Below are 19,265 nucleotides of genomic sequence, written 5' to 3' on the forward strand. Positions count from 1 at the left end.
CAAAGCCGCTCCCTTTCTTTTTCTTGCAGCTTGAGACCTGTCGCTTGAAGCTGCTCTCGAAGGGAGTTTCGCATGCCCTGGTTACAACTTCGTCTTGCCATCGCTCCAGAACAGGCGCAAACCCTAGAGGATGCGCTGCTGGGCGTCGGCGCGGTATCAGTGACCTTCATGGACGCTGAGGACCAGCCCATATTCGAGCCCGATCTGGGCACCACGCCGCTGTGGTCGCACACCCACCTGCTGGCCTTGTTCGAGGGTGACGTCGAGGAAAGCAACCTCCTCGCCCATCTGCAGCTATTGATCGGAGACGAGCTACCTGAGTATCAATTGGAACGCATCGAAGATCAGGACTGGGAGCGCAGCTGGATGGATAATTTCCACCCCATGCGCTTTGGTCGCCGCTTGTGGATCGTGCCCAGCTGGCACGCCGCACCCGAACCGAACGCGGTGAATCTGCTGCTTGACCCCGGCCTCGCCTTCGGTACGGGCACCCACCCTACTACTGCGCTATGCCTGGAGTGGCTGGATGGGCAACGATTGACCGGCATGCAGGTACTCGATTTCGGTTGTGGCTCAGGGATCCTTGCCATCGCCGCACTGCTGCTCGGAGCCGAGAGAGCGATCGGTACCGATATCGATATCCAGGCCATAGAAGCATCCCGCGACAATGCCGGGCGCAACGGCATCGACCCGGCCCGCTTCCCACTGTTCCTGCCTGAACAATTGCCGGATGGTCAGGCCGACGTGGTCGTTGCCAATATCCTCGCTGGTCCACTGGTGGCGCTTGCGCCGCAGATCACCGCGCGGGTCAAACCGGGCGGCCGCCTGGCCCTATCCGGCATCCTCGCCGAACAGGCCGAAGAAGTCCGCGCCGCCTACATCGAGCAATTCGATCTTGATCCCACCGCAGATAAGGATGGCTGGGTGCGCATCACCGGCATTCGACGGGTCTGAACCACGCGGCGGTTTGACACTCCGGAACGCGACAGCAACGTTGCGTTATCCGCGAGCCGCCACTGCCGCGCATGCGCTAGACTAACCGGCATTTCCGCCGGACCAACGCATGACCAATTTCGTCACCCAGTGCCCGCATTGCCGCACCAGCTTCCGTGTCAACCGCGCCCAACTCGCCGTCGCCCATGGCGTAGTGCGCTGCGGCGCGTGCATGGACGTGTTCAATGCAACCCGCCATCTGCATGGGGACGATCTAGCGCAAAACGTCGTTGTCGATACAGCAGAGCCGATACCATTTGCCATTAGCGAAACGCCACAGCCTCGTCCGCAACCACCAACGAAGCCGCAAGCGGAAGACAGCACGCTGTGGATCCACGACGATCTCGACCTGGACAGCCTCGATCTGGACGAGGAACTGGCAAAGCTCGAGCGACAGGAGCTTGAATTGTCGCGCGAGTTCCTCGAGCTGGAGCCGCAGCCCGGAGACAGCCTTCGACCCTACGATAACGATCAGCCGACCGCCGATGACGAGGCCTGGGCTGAGCAGCTGCTGAGTGAGGAAAGCGATCAGGCAACAGCCCCGACGCCCAGAACCGTAATGCCAGCGGAACAGCCCTTCCCTTCCGAGCCGGATCTAGATGCGACGGAACTGCATTTCGCCCCTGTTACGCGTGAACGCCCCGCACCGCCGAGCCCGCTCGCGAGTTCCCGCGGACCACTGACCGAGCATCTGGACTCGCAGAATTCACGGGAACGCGTCGAACCAGCCATTGGCAGCATCGACGAGACAGACGATGAGCTGCCGCAAACCGACCCTGCAGCCGACCCTGCAGCCGACGCTGCACCAGACCTTCAACCCAGCCAGCCGCGCCGAGAACGGGATGACCCGCTGTTCGAGCTCGATGATGAGCCTTTGCAACTCGACTGGGAGGCCCGACGTCGACCATGGGGCCGCTGGCTGGGTTGGGGCGCGTTGAACCTGATCGCCCTGCTGGCACTGGGCGGGCAGTATGTGGCGTACAACTTCGACGAGCTCGCGCGGCAGGACGAATATCGCCCTTGGCTCGCGCAGCTCTGCCCTTCTCTGGGCTGCGAGCTACCGCCAAAGGTCGACATCAGCCAGATCCGGAGCAGTAACCTGGTGGTTCGCAGCCATCCCGACTTCGCTGGTGCGCTGGTAGTCGATGCGATCATCTACAACCGCGCGGCCTTCGCGCAGCCGTTCCCGCTGCTGGAAGTCCGCTTCGCCGACATCAATCAGCAGACACTGGCGAGCCGCACCTTCAAACCTGGCGAGTATCTTTCCGGAGAGCTTGCCGGGCAAAGGGAAATGCCATCGCAGATTCCCATTCACATCGCTCTGGATATTCTCGACCCAGGCGCCAAGGCGGTTAATTACAGCCTGAGCTTCCGGTCTCCCGAATAGCCCCTAGCCGGCTTTCGGCGTCGCGCAGCCTCCGAAGGCGATCACCGTCGGTCGCATCGGCGTGCCAATTCAGCCGCCGGTTATAAGCTTGAGGCTGTTCAGAATTTGTTCAAAACAACCTTTAACCCGTCATCCGGAGCGGGTATTATGCACACCCTTTTTTGCTGTCCCGATCGACCTAACAAGCAGGCTCCAAGCAGGGAATCTTCATGTCAGCGGTACGCATCGGTCCTTATACCCTTCCAAATCGATTGATCCTCGCGCCCATGGCCGGCGTGACCGATCAGCCGTTCCGTCAGTTATGCCGACGCCTCGGTGCAGGCTTGGTCGTTTCGGAAATGGTGACCAGTGACATACGCCTATGGAACAGCCGCAAATCGCGCCTGCGCCTGCTGCATGAGGGTGATCCTGAACCGCGTTCCGTGCAGATCGCGGGCGGTGATCCGCAGATGCTCGCCGAAGCCGCGGTTCGCAATGTCGAGCTGGGCGCGCAGATCATCGATATCAATATGGGCTGCCCGGCGAAGAAAGTCTGTAGTAAGGCCGCCGGGTCGGCGCTGATGAAGGACGAATTGCTGGTCGCCGAAATACTCGAAGCCGTTGTAGCCGCGGTGGATGTTCCAGTGACTTTGAAGATCCGCACCGGCTGGGACAGGCAAAACAAGAATGGGCTCACGGTAGCGAAAATCGCCGAACAATCGGGAATCGCGGCGCTGGCCGTGCATGGGCGCACACGCGCCGACCTTTATACGGGCGACGCCGAGTACGACACCATTGCTGCAATCAAGCAGGCAGTATCGATACCGGTATTTGCCAATGGGGATATCGACACACCGCTGAAGGCCAGTCAGGTGCTGAAAGCAACGGGTGCCGATGCATTGTTGATCGGCCGAGCAGCCCAGGGCAGGCCTTGGATCTTTCGCGAAATCGATCATTATCTCGCGACCGGCACGTTGTTAGCTCTGCCGGATCTGGCCGAAATCGAAGCCATCCTGCTGGAACATCTGAGCACTCTTCACACCTTCTACGGCGACGTCATGGGGGTGCGCATCGCACGCAAGCACGTCAGTTGGTATCTCGCAACACTTCCTGGCGCGCGCGAATACCGCGCCCGGTTCAACGGTTTGGAAGACAGGGACGCGCAATGCGCCAGTGTTCGAGCGTTCTTCGCCGAACGCCGAACAAGCCCTGACTCGGGGGATGGAAAAGGGGTGGCTGCATGACGCTGTTGAACGAAACATTGGTAACTGGAACAACATCCGTGAGCGACAACGTGAACCTCAAGCAGCACCTCAACACACCAAGCGAAGCAGGTCAGACCCTGCGCGGCAGTGTGGAGAAGGCGTTGCACAACTATTTTGCCCATCTTGAAGGCGCAGACGTCACGGACGTTTACAACCTGGTGCTTTCCGAGGTAGAGGCGCCGCTTCTGGAAACCGTGATGAATTATGTCAAGGGCAACCAGACCAAGGCGTCCGAACTGTTGGGCCTGAATCGCGGCACTCTGCGCAAGAAACTCAAGCAGTACGATCTTCTCTGAGCCACAAGTCTCAAGTTACAAGCCTCTAGTGGAAGCGCTTTTCTCTTGCGGCTTGCAGCTAAACCTCTGATGGAACCGTTATGACCGATCATTCCCTCCGCCTTCCCGTTCGCCGCGCCCTGATCAGCGTGTCCGACAAGACCGGCGTCGCTGAATTCGCCCGCGAGCTCGTCGCCCTCGGTGTCGAGATCTTGTCCACCGGCGGCACCTTCAAGCTGCTACGTGAAAATGACATCGCCGCGATCGAAGTCGCCGACTACACCGGCTTCCCGGAAATGATGGACGGCCGGGTGAAGACGCTGCACCCGAAGATTCATGGCGGCATCCTCGGACGTCGCGATCTCGACGGCGCGGTCATGGCGGAGCACGGCATCAATCCGATCGATCTGGTCGCGGTCAATCTTTATCCCTTCGCCGCCACGGTCGCCAAGCCTGGCTGCACGTTGCCGGACGCTATCGAGAACATCGATATCGGCGGACCGACCATGGTCCGTAGCGCGGCGAAGAATCACAAGGACGTCGCCATCGTCGTCAACGCCGATGATTACGCCAGTGTCATCGAGAACCTGCAGGACGGTGGCCTGACCTATGCGCAGCGTTTCGACCTGGCTCTTAAAGCTTTCGAGCACACCGCGTCCTACGACGGCATGATTGCCAACTACCTGGGCACCGTCGATCAGAGCGCTGAGAACCTGTCCACCGAAGGCCGCAGCCTGCTGCCGCGCACGTTCACCACCCAGTTCGTCAAGGCACAAGACATGCGCTACGGTGAGAACCCTCACCAGATAGCGGCGTTCTACGTCGAAACCGCCGACGAAGCCTGCGTCGCCACGGCCCGCCAGCTGCAGGGCAAGGAACTTTCCTTCAACAACGTCGCCGATACGGACGCCGCACTGGAATGCGTGAAGAGCTTCGTCAAGCCGGCCTGCGTCATCGTCAAGCACGCCAACCCTTGCGGCGTCGCCGTGGTGCCGGAAGACGAAGGCGGCATCCGCCAGGCCTACGAGCTGGCCTATGCCACCGACAGCGAATCGGCGTTCGGCGGCATCATCGCCTTCAACCGCGAGCTGGACGGTGAAACCGCCCGCGCCATCGTCGAGCGCCAGTTCGTCGAAGTGATCATTGCGCCGAGCATTTCCGCCGAAGCCCGTGAGGCCGTCGCCGCCAAGGCCAACGTGCGCCTGCTCGAATGTGGCCAATGGCCGGCCGAACGCGCACCGGGTTGGGATTACAAACGGGTCAACGGCGGCTTGCTGGTACAAAGCCGCGACATCGGCATGATTACTGCCGAGGATCTGAAGATCGTGACCCAGCGCGCCCCGACAGAGCAGGAAATCCACGACCTGATCTTCGCCTGGAAGGTGGCCAAGTTCGTTAAATCCAACGCCATCGTCTACGCCAAGAATCGTCAGACCGTGGGCGTCGGCGCCGGCCAGATGAGCCGGGTCAATTCCGCCCGCATCGCCGCGATCAAAGCCGAACATGCTGGCCTACCGGTACCCGGCGCGGTCATGGCCTCGGATGCCTTCTTCCCCTTCCGCGACGGCATCGACAATGCCGCCAAAGCCGGCATCACCGCGGTGATCCAACCGGGCGGTTCGATGCGCGACGCCGAAGTCATCGCCGCGGCAGACGAAGCCGGCATCGCCATGGTGTTCACCGGCATGCGCCACTTCAGACACTAATAACGGTCGCATTCGGACTGGCATCTGCGGCGTTGCCCGGCTCTTCCCCAATGCTCATTGCCAAACGGCAACTCCGCTGGGTGAAGAGCCGGGCGCGGTGCATCTACCGACCCGATACGACCTCGAGATTCGTAGGTTGGGAAGCGAAGCGATACCCAACGATCCGGCATCGTTCGGACCCACCAGGAGATTTTCATGAACGTACTGATCATCGGCAGCGGCGGGCGCGAGCACGCACTGGCGTGGAAGGTGGCGCAGGATCCTCGGATTAAAAAAGTCTTCGTCGCCCCCGGCAATGCCGGCACCGCAACTGAAGCGAAGTGCGAGAACGTCGCCATTGATGTGCTGGCTATCGAACAGCTGGCGGATTTCGCCGAGCAGAACGTGCAGCTGACCATCGTCGGCCCGGAGGCTCCACTGGTCAAAGGTGTGGTCGACTTGTTCCGTGCACGCGGCCTGGACTGCTTCGGCCCAACTGCCGCCGCCGCACAACTGGAAGGCTCCAAGGCCTTCACCAAGGATTTCCTGGCCCGCCACAAAATTCCTACCGCCGACTACCAGAACTTCACTGAGATCGAGCCGGCGCTGGCTTATCTGCAAGAGAAAGGCGCACCTATCGTGATCAAAGCCGACGGCCTTGCTGCCGGTAAGGGCGTTATCGTCGCCATGACTTTGGTTGAAGCCGAGGAAGCCGTGCGCGACATGCTCTCCGGCAATGCCTTCGGCGATGCCGGTGCGCGGGTGGTCATCGAAGAATTCCTCGACGGCGAAGAAGCCAGCTTCATCGTTATGGTCGATGGCGCCAACGTTCTGCCGATGGCCACCAGCCAGGATCATAAGCGTGTCGGTGATGGAGATACTGGCCCGAACACCGGCGGCATGGGCGCCTATTCGCCTGCACCGGTAGTCACCGCCGAGGTGCACCAGCGCGTCATGGACGAGGTGATCTGGCCGACCGTCAAAGGCATGGCTGCCGAAGGCAACGTCTATACGGGCTTTCTTTACGCCGGCCTGATGATCGACCGCAGCGGCGCGCCCAAGGTCATCGAGTTCAACTGCCGCTTCGGCGATCCGGAAACCCAACCGATCATGCTGCGACTGCAGTCCAGCCTGATATTACTGATCGAGGCAGCGCTGGCTAAGGCGCTGGATAAGATCGAAGCGCAATGGGACCCGCGCCCCAGCCTCGGCGTGGTGCTAGCCGCCGGCGGCTACCCGAACGACTATGCCAAGGGCACACCGATTCGCGGATTGGAGGCTGCAGCAACGCTGGAAGGCAAGGTTTTCCATGCTGGCACCGCCCTGAAAGGTGACGAGATCAGGACATCCGGCGGCCGAGTGCTCTGCGCTACGGCAATGGGCGACACGGTTTCCGCTGCCCAGCAGAACGCCTATGCTCTGGCCGCACGTATCGAGTGGGATGGTCATTTCTATCGCCACGACATCGGCTATCGTGCCATCGCTCGCGAACAAGGCGAAAGCTGAGCACAAATAACATGGAAACGTGCGCGACGGCCGATGCAAAGCGCCGCGCACATTACAGCGTTCGGTTGCCGCGGCTATAATCGGCCGTCACACAGATGAAGGGACTTCAATCGTGCGTCGACTCTGGGTCGCCATTGCTTTTGCCTTCGGTCTATTACTGACTGCGCTGAATGCTTCGCCTGCATTTGCCGTCACCTCAGTATCGCCCCCCTCCCCAGCGCAACCCGTTGCCGACGCTACACAAGCGACACAGCCCAATTGGCGATTGCTCATCGATCAATCCGGTCTGCTCACCCTTGATGAAATACTGGATCAGCGCAGTCTGTTCCAACGTATCGACAAGCTCTCCTACTCTGCCCCGGCGAATGACAACGCCATCTGGTTGCAAGTGAGCCTACCGGCCCTCAGCCAACCGAATTGGTTACGAATATTTGCCCCACGCGTGCAGTATGTCGATTTCTACTTGCTCCGTGATGGACAACTTGAGCGCCATGTAGAGACCGGTGAGCTAAGGCCGTTGGAGTCTCGACCCTTGCCTGCCCGCGCTTACCTGTTTGCGCTGCCCAACGACGGCGCGCCTCGCGAAGCGTACATCCGCTTACAGTCATCACACCCGATCATGGCCTGGTTTCAGACCGTCGACGAGCTTGGCCTCGTCGAGCAGGCCCGTCCCGCTTATCTCTTCGGGGCACTGTTCGGCGCTCTGGCACTGCTCACGATCTACAACCTGCTGCGCTTCGCCTACACCCTCAGTTACAGCCATGTGTGGCTCGCCTTGCTGCATGGCGCGCTGCTTAGCTGTGCCGTGGCGAACCTTGGTCTGCTGGCGGTGTGGTCGCCGAAACTCATCTACAGCCAACCGCTGATAGCTGACATGTCAGCGTTGCTGGCCTGTATTTCCTTGCTGGCCTTCACCTTCGGTTTCTTTCACCACCGCAGAAAACCCTGGGTCAGCTGGCTGCTCGCACTGCAACTAGGCATCGTCACCGCGCTGGCGGCAACGATACTGCTCACCGGCCAGCTCTGGTTCAGCTGGTTGATCTATGCCATGGTGCTGGGCGCCGCTGTCAGTGTTACGGCGGTGGCGATCCGGTATTGGCGTCAGAACTACGATCCGGCCCGGCTGCTCGTCGCCGGCATGCTGCTGTTCGATGCCGGCTTTGTCTTCGTTCTGCCAACCCTGCTTGGCCTCACCCAGCTCGATCCCGACTGGCTGACCGGCGTAGTGTTCAGCATGACGACATGCTCAGGGCTGATACTCAGCTTTGCCCTGCTCGAGCGGCAGCGCCAGATTCAGGCTGACAACCGAACCTTGCATACCGCCGAAGCAGTCACCAGCGCCGAGCTACGGACCAAGGCAGACTTCCTGGCGAAGATCAGCCATGAAATTCGCACACCCATGAATGGCGTTTTGGGAATGAGCGAGCTCTTGCTCAGCACCTCGCTGTCAGCCAAGCAACGTGACTATGTGCAGACCATTCACAGCTCCGGCAACGAGCTGCTCAACCTGATCAACGAAATTCTCGATATTTCCAAACTGGAATCCGGGCAGGTCGAGCTTGACGATGTTCAATTCGACCTCAACGCGCTGATCGAAGACTGCCTGGGCATCTTCCGCGCCAAGGCTGAACAGCAGAAAGTCGAGCTGATCAGTTTTATCCAGCCACAGATGCCGCATGTCGTTGCAGGCGACCCGACCCGCCTGCGCCAAACATTGCTGAATCTGCTCGAGAACGCCTTCAAGCAAACCGAGGAAGGCGAGGTACTGTTGATCGCTGCCGTGGACGACAGCGAGGCGCAGCCACGATTGCGCATCACCATTCAAGACAGTGGCCGCCCGCTGGAAGCGCAGGAACGCGATGCCCTGCTCAACGCCGCGCTGGACAGCCGCAACTTTCTCGCCGCAACCCGCCATGGCGGCCGACTCGGACTGATCATCGCGCGACAGCTGGTTCACCTGATGGATGGTGAGTTCGGCATCCGGACCGGCGGCATTACCGGCAACATCTTATGGATAAGCCTACCGTTGGGGGTCGATATCTCGGAGCAGCCCAACAGTGATCTCGATGGTCCCCTGCGAGGGGCGCGTTTGCTGATAGTGGACGACAACGACACCTGCCGCAAAGTACTCAGCCAGCAATGCAGCAGTTGGGGAGTTGACGTCAGTGCTGTGGCTTCAGGCAAGGAAGCGCTCGCCCTACTCCGCACCAAAGCGCACTTGCATGAATATTTCGACGTCGTCTTACTCGACCAAGACATGCCGGGCATGACCGGCATGCAGCTCGCCACCAAGATCAAGGAGGACTTCAGCCTCAACCATGACGTTCTGCTGATCATGCTGACCGGCATGAGCAGCGCGCCGAGCAAGGTCATCGCGCGCAACGCCGGCATCAAACGCATCCTGGCCAAACCCGTTGCCGGCTATACGCTGAAAACCACCTTGGCGGATGAACTGGCTCGCCGCAATACCCGCACAGTCGCACAACCTTCCACCACTCGATCCAGCACTTCATTTTCGGTGCCGGACGACTTTCGCATTCTGGTGGCCGAAGACAACAGCATTTCTACCAAAGTCATCCGTGGCATGTTGAACAAGCTCAACCTAAAGCCGGATACCGCCAGCAATGGTGAGGAAGCGCTCGCAGCAATCAAGGCACAACCCTACGACCTGGTACTGATGGATTGCGAAATGCCGGTCATGGACGGCTTCGAGGCAACAGCGCGACTACGTGCCTGGGAAGCCTCTGAGCGCCGCCCACATACTCCGGTGGTGGCGCTTACCGCACATATTCTCAGCGAGCATCGCGAACGCGCCCGCGACGCCGGAATGGACGGGCATATGTCCAAACCTGTCGAGATGTCCCAGCTGCGCGAGCTCATCGAACATTGGGTTGAAATCAGAGCGGCCGCCACGGATCGCTCGTCGCTCCTCTGACCGCGGCCGGTTTACGAGTTCGGCTGCAGCAGCGTGACGCCAGTGATGATAAATAGGCTTTCCGGTTGCGCAGGCATTCGTGACTCGTGCATGCGCAAATCCTGCGCAGGTACCGCATAGTTCATCCGGCGCGTCAGCATGCGCAGCGCACTCATCAGCAACGCGATTGCCAAAGGCTCGCCGGGACAACGATGCCCCGTCGCAGCATCACCGCCGCCCTGGGTAATGAAGTCGAAAGCTCCACCATCCCACGCGGCAAAGCGCTCGGGGCGGAACTGCTCGGGCGCTTCCCAGAGCCGTGCGTCTCGATTGGTGCCGTACAGATCCAGCAACACCCGCGTGCCTTTTGGAAAGTGATAGCCCTTCCATTCGAAATCCTTTCGTACACGCGCGGCGGTAAACGGAAAGAATGCATGGAGCCGCCGAACTTCCTGGGCAAAGGGCTCCAGCACGGCGTCATCCCACTGCAATCGTTGACGCCACTGTGGATGGGCCAGCAGTTCCAGCGCGGCATAGATAACAAAGCGTGCTACCGCTACGGTCGGGCGCAGCAGATTGAGCATCTCCACGGCAGCGACCTTTTCGTCCAAGGCCTGTCCGTCCGGATCGACATATCGAGCAACAACCGCCAACGCCCGAGTCTCGTCAAGAACCAGTTCCCCGGTGCGCACCTGCCTGAGCAGTTCCACCATCCAACATTCCGCCTCTTTGCGTGCTTTGCGCGCGCGCCAGTGACGAGCACTAACGCCGCCCGCACCGTCAATCATGGCTGCCAGTTGATCGCGCCGTAGCTGCAGCTCCCCAGCGGCGAGCGGCACGCCAGCCCACTCACATACCGAACGAGCAAGAATCGCCTGCACCTCAGGCAGCAGCGTGACGCGATCACAGCTTTGCCACGTCGCAATAGCGGCCTGCCAATTTGTTTCGCTCAACCGCACCAGCTCGGCAATGGCATCGTCTGTCAGCAGCGAAAGGAACAGCCGCTTGCGATGTCGGTGGGCCGCATCATCCAGACCTTGCACCCCACCCTGGCCAAACAGGGTCTTTTTCAACATGCGCGGCGCCGCGTGCTGCCGCTGAAACAGCTGCTCATCGTAAAACAGCCTCGCTGCGTCCTCTCCAGTCATGCAAATGGTGTTCTGCATCAACAGGCGGACCTGAAATATGTCGGACCCGAGCCGCTGACAGCGATTCGGAATGAACGAATAGCCCTCGCTTAGCAGCGATAGAGAACTGTCCACACCTGGATCGCGGGGAATATCTGGCATAAGCACACCTTTTCACCAATCGGCTCTTTGATGGACCTCTCGCCACTCCGTGGGTGCCCCACCCCAGCGCCGCCGCGTAGAATGAACAAAACGCACAGACCGGTGCCGATAAACAGACCGGCCGAATATTCCGCGATGCGCCGATCACCGATTGTCCGAGCTTTCGCTTCGAGGCAAAAAAGCCTTCGCCAAGGAGCCAACACGATGATGAAGAGGAGCGATGTCGCCTGGACCCTTGTCGGCATCATGGCGGTATTGCTTTCCGGCTACCTGCTCTATCAGGAGATTCGCACTATCTCGTTGGCTGAGCTCACCGAGAGCCTTGAAGCCATCAGCTATCACAATTGGCTGCTGGCCGGCCTGGCTACGCTTGGCGCCTACGTCGCGCTGGCCTGGTACGATCGAATAGCCATAGCCCATCTAGGCAAAAAGATCTCCTGGTGGTTCATCACGCTTTGCTCGTTCACCACCTATGCGCTGGCCCACAACATAGGCGCGTCTGTATTTTCCGGTGCACTCGTGCGCTACCGTGCGTATCGCAGCAAGGGGCTTACGCCGCAAGAAATCGGCGTGCTGATCGTGTTCTGCTCGCTAACGTTCGTCCTCGGCACTCTGCTGGCCGGCGGCACTGTGCTGGTCCTGCGACCAGAACTGCTGAACAGGGTCATAGACGCCGAACCATGGCTATCGATTGCAGTCGGCTCCTTCCTGCTGTGCCTGGTCGGACTTTATGTGATCGGCGCATGGCGACATTTTGCGCCACTGCATGTCGGCAAATGGCGAATCGACTATCCGCGCCTGCCAATTGTCGGCAGGCAGCTCGTCGCCGCACCGCTGGAACTCGCCTGCGCCGCCGCAATCATCTATTTTGCGCTTCCTGCCATGCACAATCCCGGGTACCTGGTGATCCTCGGGGTGTTCCTTGCTTCCTTTTCGCTGGCCTTGCTATCCCATGCGCCCGGCGGACTTGGCGTGCTGGAAGTAACCTTTCTCGCCGCATTGCCAGAATTGAATACCGCTGACGTCTTGGCGGCATTGATCGTGTTCAGGGCTTTCTATCTACTGCTGCCCTTCGCCCTGGCAATCCTCATCGTAACGGTATTCGAAGCCGCGCAATGGTCGGGGAAGCGAAGAAGCAGGAGCGCTGCTACTGATCAGTAACCTGCTGTCACGGTACACCACCATTGCCCTATGGCTAAGCACGCGCGCACGGGCGATCATTCACCTTCCTCCGAGATGAACCGAATCACATGACCGATACCCGCACCAATCAACCGGGCACTGATCAGCCGGCCGAGCACAAGCCCCGGCCCTTGATTGACCTGGCAATAAGCATCCTGATCCCTTCGCTGATTCTGATGAAGCTCAGCGGTGAAGAGCGCCTCGGCGCGGACGGTGCGCTATTGCTGGCGCTGGCATTCCCCCTCGGCTGGGGCCTGTTCGAGCTGGCGAAGTACCGCAAATATAACTGGATCGCCTTGTTGGGCCTGCTCAGCGTATTGCTAACCGGAGGCATCGGACTGCTGCAGCTGGACCCACAGTGGTTGGCGATCAAGGAAGCTGCGATTCCCGGGATCATCGGCATTGCCGTACTCGCCTCCACCCGCACACGCTTTCCCTTGATCCGCACGCTGCTCTACAACCCCAAGGTGCTTAACGTCGCCAAAGTCCATGAGCAACTCGAGCGCAATGGCCAGATCGATCACTTCGAAACTCGACTGTTGCGCGCCACATACTTGCTCAGCGGCACCTTCTTCTTTTCGTCCTTCATGAACTACGTACTGGCCAAGTGGATCGTTCACAGCCCGGCCGGTAGCGAGGCGTTCAATGCAGAGCTGGGTCGCATGACATTGCTCAGCTATCCGATGATCGCCATTCCCAGCATGTTGATGATGATGGCGATCTTTTATTACCTGTGGCGCACTATCCACGGCCTGACCGGGCTGCGCCTTGAGGACATCATCGCCCCTAACATGCGTGCCGATCAGCATGGCGAGCGCCCCTGAACAAGGGCACATTCAGGCAGATATCAACATCATCCACAGCGGTAGACTGACAGCCGCTAGCACGGTCGACAGGAACACGGTCGAGCTGACTGCGCGGGTGTCCTCCTGGTTGACCACGAAGGCCAGCACATTGACGCCGCTCGGGCAGGCCGCCAGGAGCACCAGAACACTGCGAGCCTCCTCATTCAGCCCCGGCAGTATTCCGCTGATGTACCACACCAGTAGCGGAAACAGGCCCAGCTTGATCAATGTCAGCCCCAGCGAAGTGAGACTGGGACGCAAACGGTAGCGCGAGAGACTGATACCCAGCACCATCAGCGCGCAAGGCAGCGCCGCCTGCGCCAGCCAGTCGGCTATGCGCCAGACCGGCTGTGGCAGATCGATGCCTGAAGCGTTCAGCAGAGCGCCAAGCAACAAACCGACAATGAGCGGGTTGGCGAGATTCTTTAGTAGGGCCTTGCCGCTTACCTTCTGCCCCGAGCCGAACGCGCTGTAGAAACTCTGCAGCGAAAACAGGATCAGGCTGTGGAAAACCAGGATGGCGAACACGTATACCAGGCTCGCCGACCCTAGCAAGGTAGTCACAAGAGGAATCCCGACCAGCACGTTGTTCGAGTAGGCGGCCGTAAGTCCCAGCGGAGAAGCCCGCCCGAGCAAACGGTGTGTGACCAGCCCGACCGCGACGAGGATGGCAAGTACCGGTCCGAAATACGCCAGCAATAGCATGGACGACATGCCATCGCTCAGTTGCGCTCGGGCGATACCGGTAAACAGAACAGCCGGCATGAACAACTTGAACGTGATATTCGCGAGGCCGGTAGCGGCTTCGCCGGCGAGCCAGCGCCGCCAGCCGAGCACGTAACCAAGCATGATCACGCCAAAAATAGGCAAAATCGCCTGAAACACGACCACGCGGCATTCTCCAGCAACCGGCGCGACCTCTTGTCGCCCCGCAAAAAGGCGCAAAGAATACTCCGACTTCGGGGCGAGATCATCAATCAGCTAACTGTTCGAATCCGGGACAGCGTCGTCCGATTGTCGAACCCGGATAGGTCAGCGAATTCAGGCTTGAGAGTGGTGGGCAGCTAAACTCGCCGGATAAGCATCTGTACTGCCCAGCGCATCGAGCACAGCCCCCAGACCTTCATGCCAATCATGTGCGGCAATGCCAAAGGTTGCTTCGAACTTGGAGCATTCTAGAACTGACCAGACCGGACGGCGCGCGGGTGTCGGGTATTGCGCGGTCGTGATCGACGACACCTGCGGCTGCTTGGGAAGAATGCCCTTGGCCTCTGCCTGGCGGAAAATTTCCACGGCGAAATCGAACCAGGAGCAGAACGATTGACCGCTGTAATGGTAAAGCCCCCAGGCGAGCGTACCTTCGCGAGCATAACGCTGGGATAGCTGCAGCAAAACATCGGCGATGCTGCCTGCCTGGGTGGGGCATCCGAACTGATCGGCGACCACCGATAGCGAATCGCGCTGGCGCCCCAGGCGCAACATGGTTTTCACAAAGTTATGGCCATGCACGCCATAGACCCAGCTGGTCCGCAGAATTACATGCTGGTCTAGAACAGCCTGAATGGCCGCTTCCCCCGCCAGCTTGCTCGCGCCGTAAACGCCAGTTGGCGCGACCTCGTCCGTTTCGTTGTAAGGCGTCTGGGTTTCGCCGGAAAAGACATAATCGGTCGAAATGTGCAGCAGCGGAATAGCTGCCTCCCGGGCCGCTTCAGCGAGCCGTGCGGCACCATCGCGATTGACGGCGTAAGCCTGATCGCTATGCGTCTCGGCGTTATCGACATGGGTGTACGCCGCCGCGTTGATGATCAGCCCGGGCTTGAGCTGACGGATTAGCTGTCGAACCTGACCACTATTGGTGATGTCCAGCTGCCTCCGGGTCATGCCAAGCGCCTCGAGACCATATGCACGGGCACGGTCTACCAACTCGTGACCGACCTGGCCACTGGCACCGCATACAAGGATTCGCATCTGGTTATCGCCTCATCGAAAGCCCGCCGGTTAAGCGGCAAGCATGGATTTGTAAAAACAGATTCGATACACGTCCATCGAGCTAAAAGCACCGAGCTAGCGCGGTGCGTGCTTTGTTCAGGCCAGCATAAAAGGCTTTTGTTCCCCCGAACCAAAGCCTGCTGACAATTATATTTCCAGCTATATCCGACCTTGCTCGCATAGCCATCGCTGACGCCTGAATCACGCGAGTTAGAAAGGACCGGTGCCGAAAGGGGCGCGTGATGCTAACACGAGTGAAACTCCCAATCTGCCGTGTGGACCAAAACAGAAGAGCAAGGCTGTAGCGGACAGTTTTGCAGTCAGGCATCTGCGAGCCCGCGGTCATCCCATACATGCACGAGGAGAGAGATCATGCCCAGAGGCGAAAAATCCAAGTACACGGATAAACAGCAGCGTAAAGCCGAGCACATCGAAGACAGTTATGAAGATCGCGGTGTACCGGCGAAGGAAGCCGAAGCGCGCGCCTGGGCCACGGTCAACAAGCAATCCGGTGGCGGCGAGCGCAAGGGCGGCTCAGGACAAAAGAAAAGCGAGACGGCCAAGCGAGCGGACCGCAAGGATTCGGCGCACCGAGCGGCAAAGACTCGCGACGGCGACTCGCCAAATAAAGGCTCGGCGCGCAGCAACCGCTCGGGCAGCACGTCACTCACCGACCTCACCCGAGATGAGTTGATGCAGAAAGCCCGTGAGCGTGACGTTCATGGACGCTCGAAGATGCGCAAAGACGACCTCATCAAGGCGCTCAGCTGAAGGAACACAGCCATGCATGAACCCGACCCTCGAGATGACGGCACACCAAGCCCCATTCCAGTGCCAGAGCGAAAAGAACCCGGCGAACCGGTCCCCATCGAGGATCCGGGCAAACCTGATCGGCCAGCGGACGAAGCCCTTGGCTAAACTTTTCGTCTGTCCATCCATCACAACTAACGGCCCAGAGAGACGCCAATAGGCGCAGTGGTCAGAGCGTGGCCGAACAATAAGCCACAGCCCAGCATCCAGGAGACCATGATGAGCTATGTACAACTGAGCGACAAACAGACCCTGCGCGAGCGCGCTCGACAGCATGTCGAAAACGGTGCGGTGACCGAAAGTTATTCGGCGGATCGCGACACCGTGATCCGCCTGCTCAACGAGGCACTTGCGACCGAACTAGTTTGCTACCTGCGCTACAAGCGCCACTACTACATGGCGACAGGACTGAAATCCAGCGTTGCCGCCGATGAGTTTCTCGAGCACGCGAATGAGGAGCAGGAGCATGCCGACCGACTGGCCGAACGTATCGTACAGCTCGGTGGCGCGCCGGACTTCAACCCGGACAGCCTGAGCGAGCGGGCACACGCGCAATATGCCGAAGGCAATGGACTGCGCGATATGGTCTTCGAAAACCTCGTCGCCGAACGCATCGCCATCGATAGTTATCGAGAAATCGTCCAGTACATCGGCGACAAGGACCCCACCACAAGGCGCATCTTCGAAGATATCCTCGCGCAAGAAGAAGAACACGCCGACGACATGGCCAGCCTGCTCGACGGCATGAATTGAAGCTACCAGCTGCCAGCCGGTGGCAAAGGACAGCGGGGTCAGCGTGTGGTTCGTAGATTAGGGCGTTGATGCCGCTTCTTGAAAACTTGAAGTTAAAAAAAAGCCACCCGAAGGTGGCCTCAAAAAGGAAAGAGAGTACTACTCAGCCGGCAGCTGCCGGACGCATGTAGGAGATCGGTGCGGTCTGGGAGTCATCGAAGGTCACCATTTCCCACGCATCTTTCTGTTCCATCAAGGTGCGCAGCAAGCGGTTGTTCAATGCATGTCCGGATTTAAAGCCGCGGAATTCGCCGATCAGGCTGGTACCCAGCAAGTACAGATCACCAATTGCATCGAGAATCTTGTGCTTCACGAACTCGTCTTCATAACGCAAGCCGTCTTCGTTGAGCACATGGTCTTCATCGACCACGATCGCATTGTCGACACTTCCGCCCAGGGCCAGGTTGTGCGAGCGGAGGAACTCAATGTCGCGCATGAAACCGAAGGTTCGTGCACGGCTGACTTCCTTAACAAAGGAAGTGCTGGAAAAATCCACACTGGCGGTCTGGGTGCGACCTCGGAAAACCGGGTGGTCGAAATCGATCTCGAAACTCACCTTGAAGCCTTCGAATGGCAGGAATGTGGCGCGCTTGTCGCCATCCTCCACTGTGACCTCACGGATGATACGGATGAACTTCTTGGGGGCATCCTGCTCCTGCAGGCCGGCCGATTGAATCAGGAATACGAAGGGTCCAGCGCTGCCATCCATGATCGGCACTTCCGAGGCGGAAAGCTCGACACAGGCATTGTCGATTCCAAGTCCAGCCATTGCCGAAAGCAAATGCTCCACCGTATCGACCTTGACGTCACCGCTGATCAGCGTCGTCGACATGGTGGTTTCGCCAACGTTCTCGGCCCGCGCGGCAATCTGCACGGGCGGATTGAGATCGGTGCGACAGAACACTATCCCAGTGTCCACTGGGGCCGGCTTCAGGGTGAGATAGACCTTCTCTCCCGAATGCAGGCCGACGCCAGTAGCGCGAATGATGTTCTTTAATGTGCGTTGTCTGATCATGGCTTGGTTTCGCTATTGCGCTGTTGCGAATGGTTTCCAACAAAGGTGGCGATCATAGCAGAAGCCCACTTTGCTGAATACCAATCACCCCAATAGTCCTGATACATGCAATCAATCAGCCTGACGACGCAAGAAGGCAGGAATATCGAGATAGTCCAGATCCTCCTGAGGATGCATCTTTGCTGCAGTAGCGGCTGCATGGGCCTGGTTGCGCATGACGGTCGGACGCTCCAGGTCACGGTAATTCACCGCTGCCTGATCCTGCCGTGGAGCCGGCGCAGCCTGAGGCGCGACAGCAGCGGTCTGCAGTGTATTGTCCACAACCTTGACCGGCTTTTCATTGCGCGGGCCGAGACCAGTGGCCACTACCGTAACGTGCAGCTCATCGAGCATGTCCGGATCGATGACGGCACCAACCTTGACCGTCGCTTCATCGGACGCGAACGCCTCGATAATCTCGCCGACAGCGGCATACTCACCAAGCGAAAGATCCAGACCAGCGGTGATATTGACCAGGATGCCACGGGCGCCCTGCAGATTGACATCTTCCAGGAGCGGGTTACGGATAGCCGCCTCGGTGGCTTCGCGAGCACGGTTCGGACCGGTGGCACAACCAGTACCCATCATCGCCATGCCCATTTCACCCATGACGGTTTTCACGTCGGCGAAGTCGACGTTCATCAGGCCGGGACGCTGCATGATGTCGGAGATGCCACGTACCGCGCCGGTGAGCACGTCATCTGCCTTGGCGAAGGCGGCCAGCAGGCTGGCATCCTTACCGAGGATGGTCAGCAGTTTTTCGTTGGGGATGGTGATTAGTGAGTCAACGCACTCGGACAGCTGACGAATGCCTTCGTCTGCAACCTGCATACGGCGGCGACCTTCGAACGGGAACGGACGCGTCACCACGGCGACGGTCAGGATACCCATTTCCTTGGCGACCGAAGCGATGACCGGTGCGGCGCCAGTACCGGTACCACCGCCCATGCCGGTGGTGATAAACACCATGTCTGCACCCTGCAGCACTTCAGCGATGCGCTCGCGGTCGTCCATTGCGGCCTGACGGCCAATGTCGGGATTGGTCCCGGCGCCCAGGCCCTTGGTGATGGCGGAACCCAACTGCAATACGGTCCGCGCTTCGATTTTCTTCAACGCCTGGGCATCGGTGTTGGCGCAGATAAATTCCACGCCTTCAACGCTGTTGCGCACCATGTGATTGACGGCATTGCCGCCGCCGCCGCCTACGCCAATGACCTTAATCACTGCACTTTGCGGGGTATGATCTACGAGTTCGAACATTTCCCTCTCTCCTTCCAGCTTTCTAGTTTTAGGTACAGCC

16 protein-coding genes are annotated in these 19,265 nt (G+C 59.4%); 11 read left to right on the forward strand and 5 right to left on the reverse strand.

What is annotated here, in order from left to right; translation table 11 throughout:
- Positions 1 to 72: 72 nt before the first annotated feature.
- The 7 genes from prmA (at position 73) to NAV33_RS19295 (ending at position 10,025) form a co-directional block, all read left to right on the forward strand.
- Positions 73 to 954, forward strand: coding sequence for a 50S ribosomal protein L11 methyltransferase (gene prmA / locus NAV33_RS19265; protein ID WP_255983042.1), 882 nt, complete (start codon positions 73 to 75; stop codon positions 952 to 954).
- 109 nt (positions 955 to 1,063) lie between these two features.
- Complete coding sequence (locus NAV33_RS19270) at positions 1,064 to 2,380, forward strand: DUF3426 domain-containing protein (RefSeq protein WP_255983045.1); 1,317 nt, start codon at positions 1,064 to 1,066, stop codon at positions 2,378 to 2,380.
- A gap of 209 nt (positions 2,381 to 2,589) precedes the next feature.
- Positions 2,590 to 3,603, forward strand: coding sequence for a tRNA dihydrouridine synthase DusB (gene dusB, locus NAV33_RS19275; RefSeq protein ID WP_255983047.1), 1,014 nt, complete (start codon positions 2,590 to 2,592; stop codon positions 3,601 to 3,603).
- The gene (fis, locus tag NAV33_RS19280) at positions 3,600 to 3,920 is read left to right on the forward strand and encodes a DNA-binding transcriptional regulator Fis (protein WP_131649971.1); all 321 of its coding nucleotides are present in this window, start codon (positions 3,600 to 3,602) and stop codon (positions 3,918 to 3,920) included. The genes dusB and fis overlap by 4 nt, the downstream gene beginning before the upstream one ends.
- Before the next feature lie 80 nt (positions 3,921 to 4,000).
- Positions 4,001 to 5,605: a bifunctional phosphoribosylaminoimidazolecarboxamide formyltransferase/IMP cyclohydrolase gene (purH, locus tag NAV33_RS19285; RefSeq protein ID WP_255983051.1), complete on the forward strand. Its 1,605-nt coding sequence runs from the start codon at positions 4,001 to 4,003 to the stop codon at positions 5,603 to 5,605.
- A gap of 195 nt (positions 5,606 to 5,800) precedes the next feature.
- Positions 5,801 to 7,090: a phosphoribosylamine--glycine ligase gene (purD, locus tag NAV33_RS19290; RefSeq protein WP_255983053.1), complete on the forward strand. Its 1,290-nt coding sequence runs from the start codon at positions 5,801 to 5,803 to the stop codon at positions 7,088 to 7,090.
- Positions 7,091 to 7,202: 112 nt separating this feature from the next.
- Complete coding sequence (locus NAV33_RS19295; RefSeq protein ID WP_336605405.1) at positions 7,203 to 10,025, forward strand: hybrid sensor histidine kinase/response regulator; 2,823 nt, start codon at positions 7,203 to 7,205, stop codon at positions 10,023 to 10,025.
- Between the two features lie 11 nt (positions 10,026 to 10,036).
- Here NAV33_RS19295 and NAV33_RS19300 read toward each other — a convergent pair whose 3' ends face one another.
- Positions 10,037 to 11,293 (reverse strand): cytochrome P450, encoded by a 1,257-nt coding sequence (locus NAV33_RS19300; RefSeq protein ID WP_255983055.1) that lies wholly within the window; start codon positions 11,291 to 11,293, stop codon positions 10,037 to 10,039.
- 204 nt (positions 11,294 to 11,497) lie between these two features.
- On the opposite strand from NAV33_RS19300, the gene NAV33_RS19305 reads away from it, so the two are divergent.
- Together NAV33_RS19305 and NAV33_RS19310 are read left to right on the forward strand one after the other, a co-directional pair.
- Positions 11,498 to 12,454: a lysylphosphatidylglycerol synthase transmembrane domain-containing protein gene (locus NAV33_RS19305; RefSeq protein WP_255983057.1), complete on the forward strand. Its 957-nt coding sequence runs from the start codon at positions 11,498 to 11,500 to the stop codon at positions 12,452 to 12,454.
- An 89-nt stretch (positions 12,455 to 12,543) separates the two neighbouring features.
- A complete protein-coding gene (locus NAV33_RS19310) occupies positions 12,544 to 13,299 on the forward strand; it encodes a VC0807 family protein (protein ID WP_255983059.1) in 756 nt (251 codons plus the stop codon).
- A 12-nt stretch (positions 13,300 to 13,311) separates the two neighbouring features.
- Here NAV33_RS19310 and NAV33_RS19315 read toward each other — a convergent pair whose 3' ends face one another.
- Together NAV33_RS19315 and rfbD are read right to left on the reverse strand one after the other, a co-directional pair.
- Positions 13,312 to 14,211, reverse strand: a complete 900-nt coding sequence (locus NAV33_RS19315; RefSeq protein WP_255983061.1) for an AEC family transporter — start codon at positions 14,209 to 14,211, stop codon at positions 13,312 to 13,314.
- 150 nt (positions 14,212 to 14,361) lie between these two features.
- Complete coding sequence (rfbD, locus tag NAV33_RS19320) at positions 14,362 to 15,288, reverse strand: dTDP-4-dehydrorhamnose reductase (protein ID WP_255983063.1); 927 nt, start codon at positions 15,286 to 15,288, stop codon at positions 14,362 to 14,364.
- Between the two features lie 393 nt (positions 15,289 to 15,681).
- On the opposite strand from rfbD, the gene NAV33_RS19325 reads away from it, so the two are divergent.
- Both NAV33_RS19325 and NAV33_RS19330 read left to right on the forward strand, forming a co-directional pair.
- Positions 15,682 to 16,080 carry a Rho termination factor N-terminal domain-containing protein gene (locus NAV33_RS19325; protein ID WP_255983065.1) on the forward strand — a complete coding sequence of 133 codons (399 nt, stop codon included), beginning with the start codon at positions 15,682 to 15,684 and terminating at the stop codon, positions 16,078 to 16,080.
- 258 nt (positions 16,081 to 16,338) lie between these two features.
- On the forward strand, positions 16,339 to 16,872 hold the full coding sequence (locus NAV33_RS19330; RefSeq protein ID WP_255983067.1) for a ferritin-like domain-containing protein: 534 nt from the start codon (positions 16,339 to 16,341) through the stop codon (positions 16,870 to 16,872).
- 142 nt (positions 16,873 to 17,014) lie between these two features.
- On the opposite strand, the gene lpxC is transcribed toward NAV33_RS19330, so the two are convergent.
- Positions 17,015 to 17,926 carry a UDP-3-O-acyl-N-acetylglucosamine deacetylase gene (gene lpxC / locus NAV33_RS19335; protein ID WP_255983069.1) on the reverse strand — a complete coding sequence of 304 codons (912 nt, stop codon included), beginning with the start codon at positions 17,924 to 17,926 and terminating at the stop codon, positions 17,015 to 17,017.
- Between the two features lie 111 nt (positions 17,927 to 18,037).
- Entirely contained in the window at positions 18,038 to 19,225 is a 1,188-nt protein-coding gene (ftsZ, locus tag NAV33_RS19340; protein WP_255983071.1) for a cell division protein FtsZ, read from the reverse strand.
- Between the last annotated feature and the right edge of the window lie 40 nt (positions 19,226 to 19,265).

The sequence above is a fragment of the Stutzerimonas stutzeri genome, assembly GCF_024448715.1.
In the GTDB taxonomy this organism is placed as follows: Bacteria; Pseudomonadota; Gammaproteobacteria; order Pseudomonadales; family Pseudomonadaceae; genus Stutzerimonas; species Stutzerimonas stutzeri_AR.